The organism is Alkalihalobacillus pseudalcaliphilus (assembly GCF_028610675.1).
In the GTDB taxonomy this organism is placed as follows: domain Bacteria; phylum Bacillota; class Bacilli; order Bacillales; family Bacillaceae_D; genus Alkalihalobacillus; species Alkalihalobacillus pseudalcaliphilus.
Window position 1 is genome coordinate 175107 of the sequence record NZ_JAQQWS010000006.1, and the last position, 18207, is coordinate 193313.

14 protein-coding genes are annotated in these 18207 nt (G+C 37.0%); 6 read left to right on the forward strand and 8 right to left on the reverse strand.

The genetic code is table 11. The features are described 5' to 3' along the window. Window positions 1-91 precede the first annotated feature (91 nt). Window positions 92-1423 carry a polysaccharide biosynthesis protein gene (locus PQ479_RS14110; protein WP_047989776.1) on the reverse strand — a complete coding sequence of 444 codons (1332 nt, stop codon included), beginning with the start codon at window positions 1421-1423 and terminating at the stop codon, window positions 92-94. 710 nt (window positions 1424-2133) lie between these two features. Between PQ479_RS14110 and PQ479_RS14115 the strand changes: the two genes are divergently transcribed. Further along, window positions 2134-3060 carry an EamA family transporter gene (locus PQ479_RS14115; RefSeq protein WP_047989777.1) on the forward strand — a complete coding sequence of 309 codons (927 nt, stop codon included), beginning with the start codon at window positions 2134-2136 and terminating at the stop codon, window positions 3058-3060. 53 nt (window positions 3061-3113) lie between these two features. Here PQ479_RS14115 and PQ479_RS14120 read toward each other — a convergent pair whose 3' ends face one another. The 5 genes from PQ479_RS14120 to aac(6') form a co-directional block, all read right to left on the reverse strand. Then, complete coding sequence (locus PQ479_RS14120; RefSeq protein WP_047989778.1) at window positions 3114-4370, reverse strand: ATP-binding protein; 1257 nt, start codon at window positions 4368-4370, stop codon at window positions 3114-3116. Between the two features lie 200 nt (window positions 4371-4570). After that, window positions 4571-6424, reverse strand: a complete 1854-nt coding sequence (locus PQ479_RS14125) for an ABC transporter ATP-binding protein (protein WP_047989779.1) — start codon at window positions 6422-6424, stop codon at window positions 4571-4573. Continuing rightward, window positions 6417-8144 (reverse strand): ABC transporter ATP-binding protein, encoded by a 1728-nt coding sequence (locus tag PQ479_RS14130; RefSeq protein WP_273717049.1) that lies wholly within the window; start codon window positions 8142-8144, stop codon window positions 6417-6419. The genes PQ479_RS14125 and PQ479_RS14130 overlap by 8 nt, the downstream gene beginning before the upstream one ends. Window positions 8145-8307: 163 nt before the next feature. Next, complete coding sequence (locus PQ479_RS14135; protein WP_047989780.1) at window positions 8308-9285, reverse strand: acyltransferase family protein; 978 nt, start codon at window positions 9283-9285, stop codon at window positions 8308-8310. A gap of 786 nt (window positions 9286-10071) precedes the next feature. After that, window positions 10072-10509, reverse strand: coding sequence for an aminoglycoside 6'-N-acetyltransferase (gene aac(6') / locus PQ479_RS14140; protein ID WP_337957107.1), 438 nt, complete (start codon window positions 10507-10509; stop codon window positions 10072-10074). Between the two features lie 98 nt (window positions 10510-10607). Between aac(6') and PQ479_RS14145 the strand changes: the two genes are divergently transcribed. From PQ479_RS14145 to PQ479_RS14155, 3 genes are all read left to right on the forward strand, one after another. Next, window positions 10608-11603: a D-2-hydroxyacid dehydrogenase gene (locus PQ479_RS14145; protein ID WP_047989781.1), complete on the forward strand. Its 996-nt coding sequence runs from the start codon at window positions 10608-10610 to the stop codon at window positions 11601-11603. Between the two features lie 711 nt (window positions 11604-12314). After that, window positions 12315-12752: a hypothetical protein gene (locus PQ479_RS14150; RefSeq protein ID WP_053070461.1), complete on the forward strand. Its 438-nt coding sequence runs from the start codon at window positions 12315-12317 to the stop codon at window positions 12750-12752. A gap of 43 nt (window positions 12753-12795) precedes the next feature. Beyond that, window positions 12796-14109, forward strand: a complete 1314-nt coding sequence (locus PQ479_RS14155; protein WP_047989782.1) for a D-serine ammonia-lyase — start codon at window positions 12796-12798, stop codon at window positions 14107-14109. Between the two features lie 180 nt (window positions 14110-14289). Here PQ479_RS14155 and PQ479_RS14160 read toward each other — a convergent pair whose 3' ends face one another. Continuing rightward, complete coding sequence (locus PQ479_RS14160) at window positions 14290-14862, reverse strand: thioredoxin family protein (RefSeq protein ID WP_273717050.1); 573 nt, start codon at window positions 14860-14862, stop codon at window positions 14290-14292. A gap of 616 nt (window positions 14863-15478) precedes the next feature. On the opposite strand from PQ479_RS14160, the gene PQ479_RS14165 reads away from it, so the two are divergent. Continuing rightward, window positions 15479-16075, forward strand: coding sequence for a hypothetical protein (locus PQ479_RS14165; protein WP_047989784.1), 597 nt, complete (start codon window positions 15479-15481; stop codon window positions 16073-16075). A 50-nt stretch (window positions 16076-16125) separates the two neighbouring features. Here the strand turns inward: PQ479_RS14165 and PQ479_RS14170 are convergent, their stop codons facing one another. Further along, window positions 16126-16932, reverse strand: a complete 807-nt coding sequence (locus tag PQ479_RS14170) for an RDD family protein (RefSeq protein ID WP_047989785.1) — start codon at window positions 16930-16932, stop codon at window positions 16126-16128. Between the two features lie 132 nt (window positions 16933-17064). Between PQ479_RS14170 and PQ479_RS14175 the strand changes: the two genes are divergently transcribed. Next, on the forward strand, window positions 17065-18054 hold the full coding sequence (locus tag PQ479_RS14175; protein WP_047989786.1) for a stage II sporulation protein M: 990 nt from the start codon (window positions 17065-17067) through the stop codon (window positions 18052-18054). Window positions 18055-18207 lie beyond the last annotated feature (153 nt).

An 18207-nucleotide genomic window follows, 5' to 3' on the forward strand; every position in this document is an offset into this window, starting at 1 on the left:
TCCTTTTCAAACTATTTTAGCATTTTATGAGTTTCATATTCTACAAAAATAGGAATTTAGTTCCTTCTTCAATGATTTCTTTACCTGCACACTACCGCAAATCACCTAGTTGCTCTCTTTTTAAAGTCCAGCTTAACCCTAATTTCTTACATATCGTTGCATAATGAAGGAAGGTCAGTAACACAGCACTCATATTCATGCCTAAAATAACACCACTCATGCCAAAAGCAGGCATAGCTCCAAGCATAAACATCATCACAAACGAAATCGCCGTTGTAATGACCGAATGAATAAAAGCATCTTTGACTAACCCTAAGCCAATTAAGTAAGCTTGCATCGGTATGACGAAGTAATGAAAGAGAAAGTATGGAACTAACAATTGTAAATAACCAGCTGCTGGTGAATTTTCAAAAAATAAAGTCGTTAACTCCCCGGCAAATAAATAAAAGACGGCCACGATGGGGAAACCATAAAAACCTGTAAACATTAAAACCTTCCGAAGTAGGTTGTGCAGTTCATCATAATTTCGTTTGCTATACGCTTCAGAAACGGTTGGAATTAGTACGATTAATAGTGAGTGAGCAATAAAGGCTGGGAAAAAGCCTATCGTAAACGCTACCCCTGCTAATTTCCCATATTGAATTATGGCCATTGACTCTGCCATACCTGCTTTCACCAATGCCGCTTTAATTAAAAATGGCTTTATTGCAAACGTAGCCGCATGAAAGATTCGTAACCCTGTCGTAGGTAATGAAACTTCCAATAATGATTTCCTTACTTTTTTAGCCGACATCTCAGCCCTTGGTTGTTTCCGAAACGATTTCATTTGTCCAACAAAAGCTAAAATTAAATAGGCGAGTACAGCCATTTCACAAACGATGACTGCACATAAACCTATTAAAATCGAAGTCTGTAGGTCAAAATCAAAAAAATGGAATATGAGAACTAAAAACCCGAGCTGAACCGCTCTACGTATAAAATTAGCAACCGCTATTTTAGCCATTTTCTGTGCACCCATAAAATACCCTCTAGCAACGGAACTAAAGGTGATGACAGGAATTAAGACGATAAACAGCCATTTCACAAAAGGATGATACTTTTCAAAGACAGGAATTAACGGAAACAAAAATAAAGCAATTGCCGTAAAAGCAACCGTACAAAGTGTCGCAAACCATAATGCATGTTTTAACATACTGTAATGAAAAATCGGTTCTTTCTCTGCAACAAATTTAGATATGGAAATAGGAAGCTCAAGGCTTGCGATGACAACGATAAATGCAATCGTTGGAAAAATGGACATATACAAACCTAAACCTTCCTCACCTAACTCCTTCGCCAAAACAACGTTGATGATAAACTCAAGACACTCGCCCAAGAAAGCAGCAAACATCAACAACAATGCACCTTTCACAAAACGATTCATACCTTCTCTCCTCACCTCTGCATCTCTTACTTCACTATATGAGACAAGTCCACAAAATATGGTACTAGCTTGCAAATCCAGTATGGAAAGTTTATATAAAAATTGATGTCCATGATTATGTGCGTATAACTGCATATCTCCTCTAGTCCACTCTCATCCAGAACTTCCATGGCGAAGTCCGATTCACTTTGTCACCAATAAGGATGGAAGTTTAGTACGAACTTAGAGCGTCGCTCGCTACCGTTATGCTCGCTAGGTACTGCTAATTCTCAATTACAAATAACAACACATGCTCGGTAAAAGTGGTTCTACGTTGTAGGCAAAGCGAGGTAGTCACATCATTTACCTTGTAAGGTGCTATGTGGTAGGTAAAGCTGGTTAGCTCAACACCGCGTTATTATCTCTCAGTATGATTTTCGATAGCGGTAATTAGAGCTCCGCATATGAGAATTAGTACTAACTTTTATACAAAAAAACTCTTCTTGACAATCGCTGAAGCAATTGATAGAATTTCTATCGAACATAACCAAATAACAAAACCCATTTTATTCAACTTGGGATTTGTGGACTTTTCAAGAAAATCGTTAGACATAACGACTGTCTTTTTTCGCCACACATTGATACAAACAATCAATGTGTGGCTTTTTATGTTTTCTCGTACTTATTATTCATAACAAATACACTAAAAGGAATAACAATGAGGTGAAAAAATGAAGCAATTTATATATCCACTTGCTGTCTTATTAGGGGGAGCCTGCTTTGGTGTTTTATCCACCTTTGTCAAACTTGCCTATGAGCAAGGCTTTAACCTAGCACAAGTCACAGGAGGACAATTCATAATAGGAACGATACTAATTTGGTTCCTCGTTTTAATTAGCAAAAAAAGGACGGTAACTTTCAAAAGATTTAGTCAGCTTGTCCTAGGCGGTATCCCGATGGCATTAACCGGCATTTTTTATTATCAATCGCTGCAAACATTAGATGCCTCATTAGCCATTATCTTTTTGTTTCAATTCGTCTGGGTAGGTACATTATTAGAATATTTACTCGATAAAAAGAAACCTAGTAAAAATAAAATGAGTGCTATCTTATTATTAATCATTGGCTCTGTTTTAGCAGCAGGTGTCTTATCTAGCGGGTTTGAAAAACTTGCTTTATCAGGGGCAATTTGGGGGATTCTTGCATCAATAAGCTTTTCTTCCTTCGCTTATGTAAGTGGTAGAGTGGGGGCAGAACTTCCTCCTATTCAAAGAAGTGCTATCTTTGCAACAGGTGGACTTATTACGACATTACTCATCTTCCCACCTGTCTTTCTATTCGAACCAAGTACTGTTATTTCACTTGCACCGTATGGATTATTTTTAGGAATCTTTGGTGTGACACTACCACCTTTGCTTTTTGCAATTGGTATGCCTCATGTCGGAACTGGACTAGGAACGATTTTATCATCTTCTGAGTTACCAGTAGCTCTTTTGATGTCAATCCTCATCCTTCAAGAGCAAGTGGCTTGGATTCAATGGTTAGGGGTACTTATTATTAGTATCGGCATTGTCATTGGGAATATTTCATTACTTCCAAAAGCAAAAAGACCACCCCATAAGCAGTCCCCAGAATCAACAACTATGTCAGCATCCTAACAGTAATCACCATTTCATATCTAAGAACGTATGAAATGGTGGTTATTTTGCTTCTAATTTTGCAACGGTAACTTTATATATACATCAGTTCCTTTTCCTACTTGACTGTCAAATGAGACATTTCCATGCATTTGGTGAATGAGCTGAATAGAAATCATCGTCCCAAGCCCTGTTCCTTCTTTTTTTGTCGTATAATAAACCGTTCCAATCTTCTCTAATTGCTGTTTATCCATTCCTTTACCCGTGTCACTGATTCTAATGTACACATAACCAGATGCTTGCCATACATGCACGGTCACCTTACCGTCATCATCAATGGCTTCAATGGCATTTTTCATAAAATTAATAATGACTTGTTTAAATTGGTAACGATCAGTCCATATATTCAACTCCTCTTGGTACGTTGTAATTAACTCAACATTTTCTTTGAGGGCCATTGGATTAAGTAAACTAACAACCTCTTGAATACATTTTGTTACACTTACTGATTCAATTTTTTTTAGCTTAGGTTTTGCAAAATCTAAATAGTCATTCACAATATATTCGGCTCGTTCAAGCTCGCTTAATGCCAAGTTAAAATATTCAATGTCATCCTCTTTTTTTGCATCTTCTTTCATTAATTGAAGAAATCCTTTTACTACCGTGAGAGGATTCCGAACCTCATGTGCGATAGAAGCTGCTAATTCAGCAACCGTATTCTGTCTTTCAGTTTGAATAATTTCCCCTAAAATTTTTGACTTCTCTAGGATCATCTCATAGAGAAGCATTGAAAACGTCGCCGTTAGTACGAAGGTGACAAAATAATAAAAGTAATGGCTCGAAAAGAAAGAAAAGAAGGTTTGGTCATTGAGTGTGCTCAAAATTTCATGAATCGCGAATACATATTGAAGGAGTAATGCAAACAAGACTAAGAATAACAACCAACATACTTTTTTTATTCGTCTAAGATTTTTCTTGAACTTGAATAATACAAGTTGACTCATTATAGCTATCAACACGGTCGAAATAACATACATGATTTCCCAACCAATAAGGAATTTATAGCCAATCATGACAACCAATACGCTCCAGCCGACCTTTTGACCACCATATAGGAAGCCTAACATTAATGGTATATAACGAAAATCCCATGGTACGCCATATTCAACATAGGTAACACTCATACAAATAACCGCTACAATCGAATGAAGCAAAGCCATAACAAGCGTCGTCTTATTTGCTTTAAAATCCTTCCCGCTCTGAAACAAACTCATAATAAAACCTGGTATTAATACGATGAGTACCTGAAGTAATAGCATTTCCGTAATCATAAGGTTTCCCCAATTCCCTCCACACATAATGTTATGGGGTATTCGACATAAATAACAAAAAACCTCCAAATGTTCAAAATTTCGTGTCAGATTATCAAATGAACGTTCTTTGTTAAGAACAGAAAATCGCTTTAGTTACAAAAAAAACTGTTCAGCCCGAATAAGATCGTTTAACTGAACAGCTATAATGTATCGTATCGTTATGCACCGTGCAATTTGGCATAATATCCATCTGCTGCTAACAATACATCATGCGATCCTTCCTCAACCACATTTCCATTCTCTATCACTAAAATTTTATCTGCCCTTTCAATCGTATTTAAACGATGGGCAATGATAAAGCTGGTTCTTCCTTGCATTAATACTTGGAGTGCATCTTGAATTTTGATTTCCGTAATGGTATCAATACTGCTTGTTGCTTCATCTAAAATTAATATCGCTGGGTCTGCTAAAATAGCCCGAGCAATCGAGAGTAATTGCTTTTGACCTTGAGAAATACCACTTCCATCTTGAGCAAGTACCGTATCAAACCCATCAGGCAACTTGTTAATAAATGAGGTTGCATTAGCTAATGCCGCAGCTTTTTCCACTTCTTCATCTGTAGCATCTAACTTTCCATAGCGAATATTCTCTCGAATCGTTGCTTGGAATAAGAACGTATCTTGTAGAACAAATGCCATTTGACTCCTCAAGCTCTCGGTATCCATATCATTTATAGGCATATCATCGATCCGGATTTCACCTGAAGCAGGCTGATAAAATTTTGCTAGTAAGTTAACCACAGTTGTTTTTCCAGCACCAGTAGGTCCAACGAGTGCTAACACTTCACCTGCTTTTACATCAAAATTCATACCAGCAATCGTTGACTTTTCTGAGTCATATGAAAAGACAACGTCTTTAAACTCAACATTCCCCCGGAGACTTGCGACTTGTTTGGCACCTTGTTTGTTCTTTTCTTGCTCTTCATCAAGTATGTCAAACACTCGCTCAGCCCCTGCAACCGCAGATAAAAGCATATTAAATTGGTTCGCTAAGTCATTTAATGGACGCGTGAATTGTCTTGAGTACTCAGCAAATATAACAATAGTCCCGACTGAAACATGATCATATAACACAAGGATTGCCCCGATTCCAGCGATAAAGGCAAAGCTTAAATTGTTCAGGACATTCATCACTTTCGGAATAAATCCTGAGTAAGTTTGTGCCCAAAAGCTCGCTTTTCTTAGCTTTTTATTTTTTTCCCTAAATTCACGAATAACATGCTCTTCCTGTGAGAAGGTTTTAACGATTTTTTGCCCTGATATCGTCTCTTCGATATAACCATTAATTTCACCAACTTCACGCTGTTGTTCCTTGAAAAAAACGGACGTACGCTTTGTAATCCATCTCATACCAAAGAACATTAACGGAATCACAAGCATCGTTATGACAGTTAGTAAGACACTTTCAAACAACATAACAGCTATAATCCCAACAAATGTGAGCACACTTGAAAAAATTTGAATAACCGAGCTATTTAATGTTGAACTTATATTTTCTATATCATTCGTTACACGACTCATCAGTTCCCCATGCTGTCTCTTATCAAAGAAAGGTAGAGGGAGACGGTGTAAATGTTTAACAAGCTGTGTGCGCAAAGTAAAAATCGTTTTTTGTGCAATTCCAACCATCCAAACATTCTGTAGCCACAAAGCAAGTGAGTGTAACAAATAAATAATCGCTAAAATAATCAATATTTGTACAAAAAAGTTAGTTTCTCGATTAACTAAGTAGAAGTCAACGGACTTACCAACGATATACGGACCAATTAAAGCAAGTGCCGATGAAATAACGACTAAAAGTAATATAAAGATGATTTGTATTTTATAAGTCGCTAAATAACTCCAAACTCTTTTAATCGTTTGGTAACCATTTTGTACTTTCGGTTTTCCTGAATACGCGGCTTGATGCTTAGGAGGAGGGGCGGTGCTTGATTCATGTTCCTCTGAGTTTTTTTTATTTCTTCGAAAGTCAATTCGTTCATATTGAAAAGGCTCTTTTAACTTTTTAAGCATTTTCAAGCACTCCTCCCCGCTCTTGGGACTGAACAATTCGTTGATATAGTTTAGATGATTCGACTAACTCATTATGGTTGCCCGTTGCAACGATTTTCCCATCATCTAATAATATAATTCGATCTGCTTCTTGAGCACTTATAACCTTTTGGGTAATCATAAGCGTCGTACATTCATATTTTTGTAAAGCTTGCATAAATCTTTTCTCTGTCTGTACATCTAAAGCACTTGTACTGTCATCTAGCAGTAATATGTCCGGCTTTCGAATAAGGGCACGAGCAATTGAAATTCTCTGCTTTTGTCCACCGGATAAATTAACACCTTTTTGACCAATTCGGCCTCGATATTGCTCGGGTAATGATAAGATAGTCTCGTGGATTTGAGCACTTTTTGCTGCTTCATGGATCTCTTCTTCTGTGGCATCCTCGCGACCCCAAGCGATATTTTCTTCAATGGTACCACTAAATAACAGAACCTCCTGTGGCACATACGCAATTGATTTTCGTAACTCTTCCACACGAAACTCTTTCACATTCATACCATTTATTAAGATACTTCCTGCGGTGCTATCATAGAGTCTTGGTATTAATTGAAACATCGTTGTTTTACCAGAACCAGTTCCACCCATAATCGCGATGGTTTCACCTTTATATATAGATAGTTGAATCTGCTTAATCGCCGTATCCCCATTACCCGGATACCGAAAAGAAACGTTATCAAATCGCATAATTTCTTTGCTAGCAGCCTTCTTCACTTGCTGTGAGCCATCTTGCATATCCACATCTGTATTTAACACTTCTACGATACGTTCTGAAGATGCCTTCGCACGTGAAAAAACCATAATAATCATCGCAAAAACAGTCAAAGCACCCGTAATTCGAAGGACATAGTTAATGATGGCTACCACTTCTCCTACTTGTACCGTTCCTGTTTGAATGGCTGATTGAGCAAACCATAAAATACCGATAATAGAAACGTTCATAATAAATAACAAGATAGGCATCGTCGTTTCCAAGAGCCTTAATGCTTTAACTGTTTTATCCATTAATTGTTTATTTCTATCTACAAAGCGCTTTTGCTCATGTTTACGTCTCACATACGCTTTAATTAGCTTCATTCCACCAAGGTGTTCACGAATGACAGAGTTCACACCATCTAATTTTTGCTGAACGAGTTTAAAGAGTTTTGCTGCTGCCTTCATAACAAATACTAAAAATAATAAAAGAATGGGTACCGTTAGGACTAGAAACATCGCTAGCTGCATATTTAAAAGTAGTGCCATAATGACACCACCGACAACTAATAACGGTGCTCTTAACATGATTCTCAAACTCATAAAGAGCGTATTCTGTATTTGTGTCACATCATTCGTCAATCGTGTAATCAATGATGAAGTTTGAAATTTCTGTAAGTTCGAGAATGAAAAAGCTTGTACCTTCTCATACATACCATTCCGTAAGTCGAGACCTGTGCTTTGACTGACATGACCTGCAAAGAAGGAATTGACAATACCAGCAATAAAGGCAAATAAGGAAACAACAACCATGATGCCGCCCCAGTAGAGAACAGCCTGCAAATCATTTTGCATAATTCCATCATCTATAATTCTTGCTAATAAGAGTGGATGAATTAATTCAACCACTAATTCGATAAACATCAAAATCAGAGCAATCCACATCGCAAATTGATATGGACGAATATAACCCCATATGACTTTCAATTTAGCTCCTCCCCTTACGGAAACTCATACTATTTTATTTTTCTATATATTATTACATTTTAGCTTAAATCAGAATATTTTGGAACCCGAAGTTTTTTTAGTCTGCCCTATTTTAAAAAAAGAATAAGCATACACAAGTAGATAATGTGTATGCTTATAATTATTATACAGGTATCAATTTCTTTGAATAATAATTCCCGCAAATAAAACAAATAATCAGTGATAATCCAACCAATAAGGCATAATTATTCGCAAATTCATAAAGTGTACTTTTATCGATAAAGGTTTGGATAAGTTGAATAATAATACCGTGTAATAAATAGATCGACATCGTTCTTTGACCGATAACAGTAAAGCTAAACTCCCTTTTTGGTACAATCGCCATAAAAGCAAAGATGACGATCGGCGTAGCTATATACTGAACAAACCTAATTCCCGCGTCGATAACGTAGCCCCTACCCATCTCTCTATAAGACTCGGAACCCAATAGCCAAGGTATTCCTCCTTCAGGGAAAAATTCTATGACTATAATAAATAAAGTAATTAGTATGATTGCTCCGATATGTGGAGTATATCGATAATCCTTAAATCGCTCAATATGTTCACGTTTCAATAAGAATCCGAGAAAGAAAAACGGAAAGAATACAAAGGTTCTTGATAAGCTTAACCATGTACCGACTTGCTCAATAAACCCAACTCCCATTCCAATTAAAACCGCAGCGGCCAGCCCGTACCAACGCCACTTACCGAATACAAATAACAGTAAATTCCAAGTAAATAATGATAGCAAAAACCACATCGTCCAATGAGGAGAAAACAGATCAAATTGTAAAGCTTTATCCCCATTTAAGTAATAAAAAATGGAATAAAAGATTTGAAAGATGAAATAAGGAATTAATATCTTTTTAAAGGTTTTCTTCAAATATCCTTTTTTCTTATATCCTTTAGAAAAGTAACCAGAAATCAATATAAAAGCGGGCATATGAAAAATATAAATCATAGCATATAAGTGATATAAAAAGTCCTCTTGTCCTTTTAATGGACTTATTACATGACCAATAACAACCAAAAAGATAAGGAAGAATTTTAAGTTGTCAAAGTACGGATTACGATTCGCTTTTTGGATGGCTGTACTTGCCATGTTACACCTCCTGTTCACACATAACAAAACTAATACTTTCGCACAAGTATTAGATACCCTTATTATATTTCTTAGCTGTTACAGAATGATTAGCATTTGCTCTTATTTTGTTGGAGAATCATGAAAAAAAGTGGTATAAACCCGAATTACTGAGGAAAAGATGGGGGATATGGATGGATATCCATTTGTATGATTTTGTATGAAAGTTATCTAAAGCTGATGTGCTCTTCTTCGAAGATCGCTGCGGGAATGAGGGGCACGCTTTCCGCAGGCCTTGCTTGAGCCTCCGCTTTAGCTATTGCAGGCTTCTTGGTTCGTACACTTCTCATACAAAACTTCCATGATTACTTACTAAGCAACTCATCACCAACAGGAATGAAAGTTACTTTTTGGGAAGATGATTACCTTGAGATTAACTGTAACCTAGCGGGCGAGTCATGCGGAGACTCCCATAGGACGTATGTGTTCCGCTGGCTGTACCGATTAGCTCAGTGCCACGTGATTGTCTCGGAGCATGATTTTCGGTAGCGGCAAGCAAAGCTCCGCATATGAGTATCAGTGCCAACGTTCATACAAAATAAATAAATGAATGAAGAGTAATAAAAGCTACCAAAGCAAGAAACAAAATCATATTGAATCAAGTGCCAACAGTCAAAGGGCAAAACGCCATTTTCGTTTTTGTTAGTGGTGAAGGGAATCGGGCTTCGCCATCAGTGTTTTGTGTAAAACTAAATGAGTAATGCTCTCTTTTCGAGATAGCTTGATCTTCCGGGTCATTGTTTTTGGTCATAATTTCTTTTTAAAACAAATAATACGGTTCGCTTCCTCGAAGCCTAGTTTCAAATGAGTATGTAAACTTTTCTCATTTGTTAGTTCACAATCACTTGCAAATTCCGAACAACCTTTCTGTTTTGCCCAATGTTCAGCGGCTTTTACTAACTCTTTCGCATAACCTTGAAGTCGGTACGCTTCTTTTACAAACAACCCTTCCAAATACCCCACAGGACTTGAGCCTGTGCCCTCGACATAATCATTTCTTAACTGGACTTGTGAAAAACCAATCAATTCATTACCTTCAAAGGCAACATATATAGACGCATCATCTTTTTCTATTAGTTCTTCTATGTCGTTTGTAAACCCTTCAACTGAATGATTGGGCCAAAGTAATACCATCAGTTCCGCTACAGAACGACTTTCTTCAACTCTTACTTCTTTCACATCCAACTCGTACCCCACCTTCGATATCAAAATTCATTTTATTTTCAGTATAATTTTTCCTTAAAAATGTGACAAGTGATTCATTATGTTTTATCCTAAAATTAATGGTTATAGACAATGAAGAAAAAAGGGTGGTTAGATTGAACCGAAAATTAGTAGTTGTGCAAAACTTAAATACGGATTTAGCAGATAAGTTATATCATGCATTACCAAATTGGGACATCGTTATAGGAAAAGAGCAAGGCCTTTGGGAAAACCATCTGCAAACAGCTGAGATATTAATTGGTTGGCAAAAGGATTTTTACGAAAGATTAGTTGGAACAAATCATCTAAAATGGCTGCAAAGCTGGAGTGCTGGGGTCGACTCGTATCCTTTACACTTTTTTAAAGAAAAAGATGTATTACTTACTACAGCAAATGGCGTACATAAAAACCCGATCTCCGAGACTGTTTTCGCCTTAATGCTTAGTTTGACACGCAATATCCATACATATGTTAGAAACCAACAAAATAAAAGGTGGTTTCATGAATTTAACCAATTAGAGCTTCATGGGAAAACAATTGGCATTATCGGTGTCGGTGCTATCGGTCAAGAAATAGCTAAAATATCTAAAGCCTTTAATATGAAAGTTATTGGCGTTAGGCATAGTGGAAAATCTGCCCCCTTTATTGATAACATGTATCACCACCATCAATTGGATGAGGTTTTGCCACAATGTGATTATGTAGTATGTGCAACACCCCTGACATCTGAGACTAAACATTCCTTTAATCGTGAACGTTTTAAACAGATGAAAAAGTCATCATTTTTTATTAATATCGGTCGTGGGCCAGTTGTTAAAGAAGATGATTTAATATGGGCATTAGAATCAGGTGAAATAAGAGGTGCTGGTTTGGATGTTTTTGAAGTTGAGCCATTGCCTACAAGTAGTCCTCTTTGGGAAATGGAGAAAGTAATTATTACTCCTCATACTTCAGGGTCTACTGCTTATTATAATGAGCGAGTGATTGAAGATATTTTCTTACCTAATCTAGAAGCATACTTAAAGGATGATAAGCAGTTACCTATTAATGCTGTTGATTTTGAAAAAGGATATTAAGGAAAAAGCAAGGGCCTTACTTTAGTAGGGTCTTTTATATGAAAGTGCCAACTTAACGATTAATTAAGCTTTGTACAGATACTGACTCAAACCTTGGAGTATCTGCACAAAAAGAGGGTTAATGTGCAGATGCTGAGGCCAAACCTTGGCGTATCTGCACAAAGAGAGGGTTAATGTGCAGATGCTGGGGCAAAACTTCGGAGTATCTGCACAAAGGCCACTCTTCATGGATAGTTACGACTTCTTAACCTGTGGATACGTTTACAACTAGTCCTCTCCAAATATATAAGTACGGTTTCAATCTTTAACTGGTGGCTTTTCATCCATAAACGGTTTTGAGGATTCTCACACTTTGCCGTAGCGCCTCCACTTTTTAGGAATGAGCTCGCAAGATCTTTCCTAAAAAGATTCAGTGCACCACACCACCAGCCACCAACAAAGAAGAAAGTAGTGGCGACTGTTCAAACTGTTGGCACGTTTACAACTCGAAAGCCGTCAGGAGTCGGCCTGAACAAACAGGGAGCACTGTCCTACTAAGGTCATTTATCGCAAGATGGATGACGAACTTACTTCACGGCACAAACTATCGCCGATAACTAACTTTCATACAAAAAGGCAATCTTTTTCCCTTCATGCTTGACTAAGGTCTAAAATCTGCACTTACCTAATAGTTTATAAATAACTGAATTGTAATGAAAGGGGTGCAGATTTTTGCCGATATTACTATGGAATTTATGCTTCCTTACAGTTTTGACGTTCATTTGTATGTTTTTTGTCAGTAAGAATAAAATAAGCCTCTCGCGTTCCACCAAACATTTACACATTGTGATTATGGCTTTATGTATGATGGCTGGTTTAGCATTTGGATTAACATTTGGTCTGCTTTTTGGACATGACCTCGTACTTTCTACGATGGTTGCATGTACAGTCGGTTTATCCATTGGTTTTCTAGTAGGAAAAGACTTTGAAAGCTTTTGTATCTTATGTGGAACTGTTGAAGGAGTTATGGGGGGCATGATGGGAGCAATGACTGGTATGATGGTACATCAGTTTAACTCAGCCAAATGGTTGCTTCTCTATTTTGATATCCTTTTTATCATTGTGGTAATCTCGATCATTATAACGATTCATAAGGCTAAAGCTATTTAATCTGCTAAAATAGAGGAGGAGTTCTTTAGAGGAGGAGATAGACATGACAAATAACCAAACGCTCACCCAATTACAATCACAAAAAGAATTAATTTGGCTAAATCCCGATTATCAAAAGTCATCGACTCAGAAAAATCACGAAATTTCAGTAGATAAAATAGAAGAAGCTAGACAAAGGTTGATTCGTTTCGCCCCTTATTTACAAGAGCAATTTCCAGAGTTAATGAAAACTCAAGGCCTTATCGAGTCACCATTAACCCCAATACCTCAAATGAAAAAAGAATTGCAAAACATATTTGGAGGAAAAATTGACGGACAGCTTTTTCTTAAAGAAGATAATCAGCTTGCCATTGCCGGCTCTGTAAAAGGACGTGGTGGTATTTACGAGGTATTAAAAGTGGCAGAAGAAATTGCTCTTAAGCATGAACTACTTGTAAATATTGATCAAGACTACCGACTATTTGGGTCCGAGCAAATGAACAATCTACTCAGTCAATATACCATTCAAGTTGGTTCAACCGGTAATCTCGGATTAAGTATTGGCATGATGAGTGCACAGCTAGGATTTCAAGTCATCGTCCATATGTCAGCCGATGCAAAAGCTTGGAAAAAGGATTTACTTCGTCGTAAAGGCGTTACGGTTGTGGAATATAAGGACGATTATAGCAAAGCCGTTTCTGCTGGTAGGCAGGAGTCAGATGCCAATCCGAAAAGCCACTTTATTGATGATGAAAACTCGATAGATTTATTTGTAGGGTACGCAACGGCCGCGAATTATCTCAAGCAGCAACTTCATTCACAAAATATCGAGGTTAATGCTCAAACACCCTTGTTTGTCTATATACCATGCGGCGTAGGCGGTGCACCTGGGGGAATTACCTTCGGGTTGAAAGAAGCATTTGGTCCACATGTCCATTGCTTTTTCGTAGAACCAACAAATGCACCTTGTATGCTTCTTGGCATGTCGACTAATCAACATGACAAAATCGCAGTAACAGACATTGGACTAACTGGGCAAACAGCAGCTGACGGCTTAGCGGTTGGACGACCTTCATCCTTTATCGGTCAAATGATGAAACCCTTGTTAAGTGGTAGTTTCACCATTTCGGAAAAACACTTATTCCTGTTCTTACAAACGCTCTATAAGAGTGAGAATATTTTCATCGAACCATCAGCAGCAGCTGGCTTTAACGGATTACGATTTCACTCTTCTGATACTTTTCAAACTTACTTAAGAAAGCATCAGCTAACAGAGACAGTTGCTCAATCCAACCATATCGTTTGGGCTACAGGAGGAAGACTTGTACCACAAAAAGAAAGAGAACAAATGCTACAGTTTTCACCAGAACCAATTTGAACAATTCTGAACATGTTAATACATTCAAGATTCAACATGACACAAACAAACGTGAGCGTATGTTTTCACTCCTTAACTGATGTCTTTTCGTTCATAAACGATTTGCATGTTTTACCTTCCATACAATAGTAAAAGCCGTCGACTGTATATATCGACGGCCTTCCTATAAGAGACTAAAGCTTACTTCAACTTCGCTAGCACATCCAACAAACTTCTCTTAACCCACTTCCAAATATCCTCATTCGTTGAGAATTCTTCCGTAATCCCTTGAATAAACGATTTAAAGGCAGCATCATATTGAGGATCTTCCTTATCCGTAGGCACCTCTAATTCTTCTTTTAACTTCTCAACAAAATCTTGTACTTCTGCTGCCCTTGGACCCCATTTGGCAACTTCCTCACCAGCTTGATTCAAAAATACAACAATGGGAATAGAACGAGCTGTACCATTAGTTAAATATTGATCCATCAGCTCAAGATTATCATCACGAATTAAATAACGAGTTTCAATTAATGCTTCATCAGCAAAACGCATAAGAATGGGAAGGTTCACCATCGCATCGCCACACCAATCAGCCGTTAAAATAACAGCCTTTAAATGCTTATTTTGTAAATCTTTAAGTTGACGCTTTTCTCCCTCACTAACCTCAACTTCATTATAGACTTTTAATAATCGCTCTTGATGGATACTCATCGCCTCTATATATTGATACTCTGACATACCTTTATCGAACCACTTCATTAAATGACTCACTTTTATTGGCCCCCTCATTCAATTATAACCTCTTCATCATATATCCAAAAAAAGAAGAAAACAAATATAACGTTCATTAATCCTATCTTTACCTATAGCTTTTTCTTTCATCTCTATGAATATTAAGGCATCAATTACAAATCGAAACGCCCTTTTTACTAGTTGGAACAATCACCTATATCATAGTGGCTAGTTATGTATCTTTGTTTCTTTTAAACAAAAGGTCTTTACTCTTTACATTCTGTATTTCAGCTTTCTTATCTTTTCTATTAGCTGCTCTATTTATTCCTAATGATACGAGTTGGTTTAAACCATTCGAGCGAAATAGTGTCATGCTCATAACTTCTGTGATCATCTATATCCCCATTCTAATTTTCTATTGGCCAAACCTTACAAAGAGAAAAAGCTAGCAAATAGCCTATTGCGCTATTTGCTAGCTTTTCTATTTAAAAGACTACTACATTTCTATGGTCATATTTATCTAGTAATTATCATAAGATGCTATAACAACACTTCTTCACCTTTACAGAAGTCGCTCTTATACAGCGACGGACTTTATAGAAATCGTTTAGTTTGGCTTATCACACGTCCTAACATACAAAAAGGAGTCGATATAATGAATAAACATCGAAAAGCCGAATACACATTACGAGTCTCTTCAACAGAAGAACGTGATTACGAATGGTTAGACTTGGGTGTACGTCCTGTTGAAACGAATAAAATAGTCAACTTGCCTACAAGAAAAAAAACAGAAAAACGATATCTTGTTCCTCCTGTTGAAACAAGGGTTAAGGTCCAAGAAGAAAAGCATAAGGGCATGCTACATCTTATACGTTTAAAAAACGGAAAATATAGTCTTGAACCCGGTCAAAATCAGGGGCTGAACTTTAACCTTATTCGAGCAAGTCGACGAGTCGATGCGATGGTGAGTATTATTGTGCCCTTATCTCCTCTTGATAAGAAAGAGCAACAACATATCAAAAATTACGCCCAAAAATTAAATCAACTAGATTTGAAGATTTTTGATTTAACTCAATACACTTTAGGCAAACATGGTCACCTTGAACCTACTAGCTCAGAGGGTATGCAGATTCTAAAATGGAAAAAAGAAAAACACGCATTAGAAACAGCAAGGTACGAACGTTTAACCCAAATTGCCATTCAGTTACAGCTAATGCCCCCCCACTATCGATTGCAAATTAATATTCGCTAATCATAAACCGTGGAATCAAATTCTACGGTTTTTATTTGAACCTTTGCTCTTTATAAATCAAAATCCCAATCGTCTTGTAAAGACACATATAATAATAGGAGGATGTTTTCTTTATCTGTCATAGATAAATTCGTTTCCTTTAATTGAACAAGCGGTAAGATAATATCAGCTAACTTTTTTGTAAGCGGGTCTCTTTGACGAACACTCACGGTGGTAAAACGCTCTGCATAAGTACGAAGCATCTCCCACTCTCTTTCACGAATAGCCTCCAACTGATAAGGCTCTACTTTTAATTGTTCCACTCTCAGACCTCTTTGAAAAATCTCTTTCTCTAGTGGCGATTCTTTTTTCTTCGTTCGTTTCGTACGACGTTCATGAACTACAATCGTTCCTCCAACAATATCACCTAAACGCTTATGTTTAGAATGGAGGAAAATTAGGACGATGCCGACAAAATAAGCTGCTGGCAACTGATCAACTAGACGTAAAAAGTTTCGTATAAAACTGGAAAGTAACGTAATACTATGCCCATTTTCTTGGATGACACGTATACCGATTATCTTTTTTCCTAGTGTCCTCCCACCTGAAACATATTCATAAATGATAAAGTAACCACTATTGATTAAAAATAAAACGAGGACAAGAATAGCCAGTGGCCAACTAATTGAATTGGCTAAAAGCAAGGAAGCTCCCCAATCTAAAAATACATAGAAAAAAAATAAAGCTAAAACAATATTAACGACCCACAATAATAATTGATCAATCATAAAAGCCAATGAACGACTTCCTAGTCCTGCTGCCTTAAACTGAACAGAGACGAACTCAGGTGTTTTGATGTTCACTTGTTCTTGATTCAAGTAATTTCACCTCTTTTGTTAAAAACAATAAGTTATTAGTTTCTATTTTTTATCATTATTACTATAATAAGACTATAAGAATTATATAAAAAAATTCAAAAGATAGATACCATTACACGAAGGAGTCAATCTATGAATGTCAAACAGTTTGTCAAACAGAATCGAAATGATTGGAAGCAGCTTGAACAATACATACATAAGATGCAGAGAAATAAAAAGCATGTATCCGCAAATGATATTGATGAATTTCAGCTTCTTTATCAAAAATCAGCACAAAACCTTTCATATAGTCAAACCTTCTATCCCGAAGCTGATGTTACGAACTATTTAAATGGACTCGTTTCAAAAGCCCATAATTTATTATACAAAGACCAAATTTCAAGTTGGAAGCAATTGCGTGATTTCTTTACAACGAAGTTCATTAAGCTTTTAACCGAGCAATGGCATATGGTCCTGATTGCGATGTTCCTATTTACATTAGGAGGAATTGGCGGTTATGTCGTTGTTGCTTCAGATAGTCTATTATTATATTCACTACTCCCCCCTGAAATTGCCCAAGGTGTTAGACCTGATCAACTAGGTGCAGGACATGATCATATTGATTCCGCCTTAATGTCTACTGAGATTTTAACCAATAATATTCAGGTAGCTTTTCTCGCATTTGCAGGTGGCATTACATTTGGCTTATTAACTGCTTATGTTCTCGTTTATAATGGTATTTTAGTTGGTGCTCTTGCTGGACTTTTTTGGCACTATAATATGACGTATGAATTTTGGGCTTACATCGTTCCACATGGTGTGATTGAGCTCATTGCCATTTTTATTGCTGGTGGTGCCGGGTTGTTAATGGGTTATAAGCTACTCGTTCCAGGTGGTCATTCTCGCATGTATCAATTAAAGGAACAGGCGAAGCGTTCTGTTCAACTTTTACTTGGAACCATTCCTTTGTTCATTATCGCTGGTATTATAGAGGGTTATATTACACCTGGTAATTTCTCGCTTGAGGTCAAATACTTAGTTGCATTCCTTACGTTAGCTGGTTTAATTGCCTATGTTGTAATTGGAAATGTGTTAGTTCGCAAGCGTGAGTCTCAAGCAAAGTCGGTTTATGAACAATTATAATTATAAGAGGACTGTACACGCTTGATGTGTGGCAGTCCTTTTATATGAAAATGCGAACATAGAGCGTTACTCGTCGCTACCGAAAATCATGCTGCGTTACTACTAATTCTCAAGTTCACAAAACAATCTAACACCTTTCTTTTAAAACGAAAA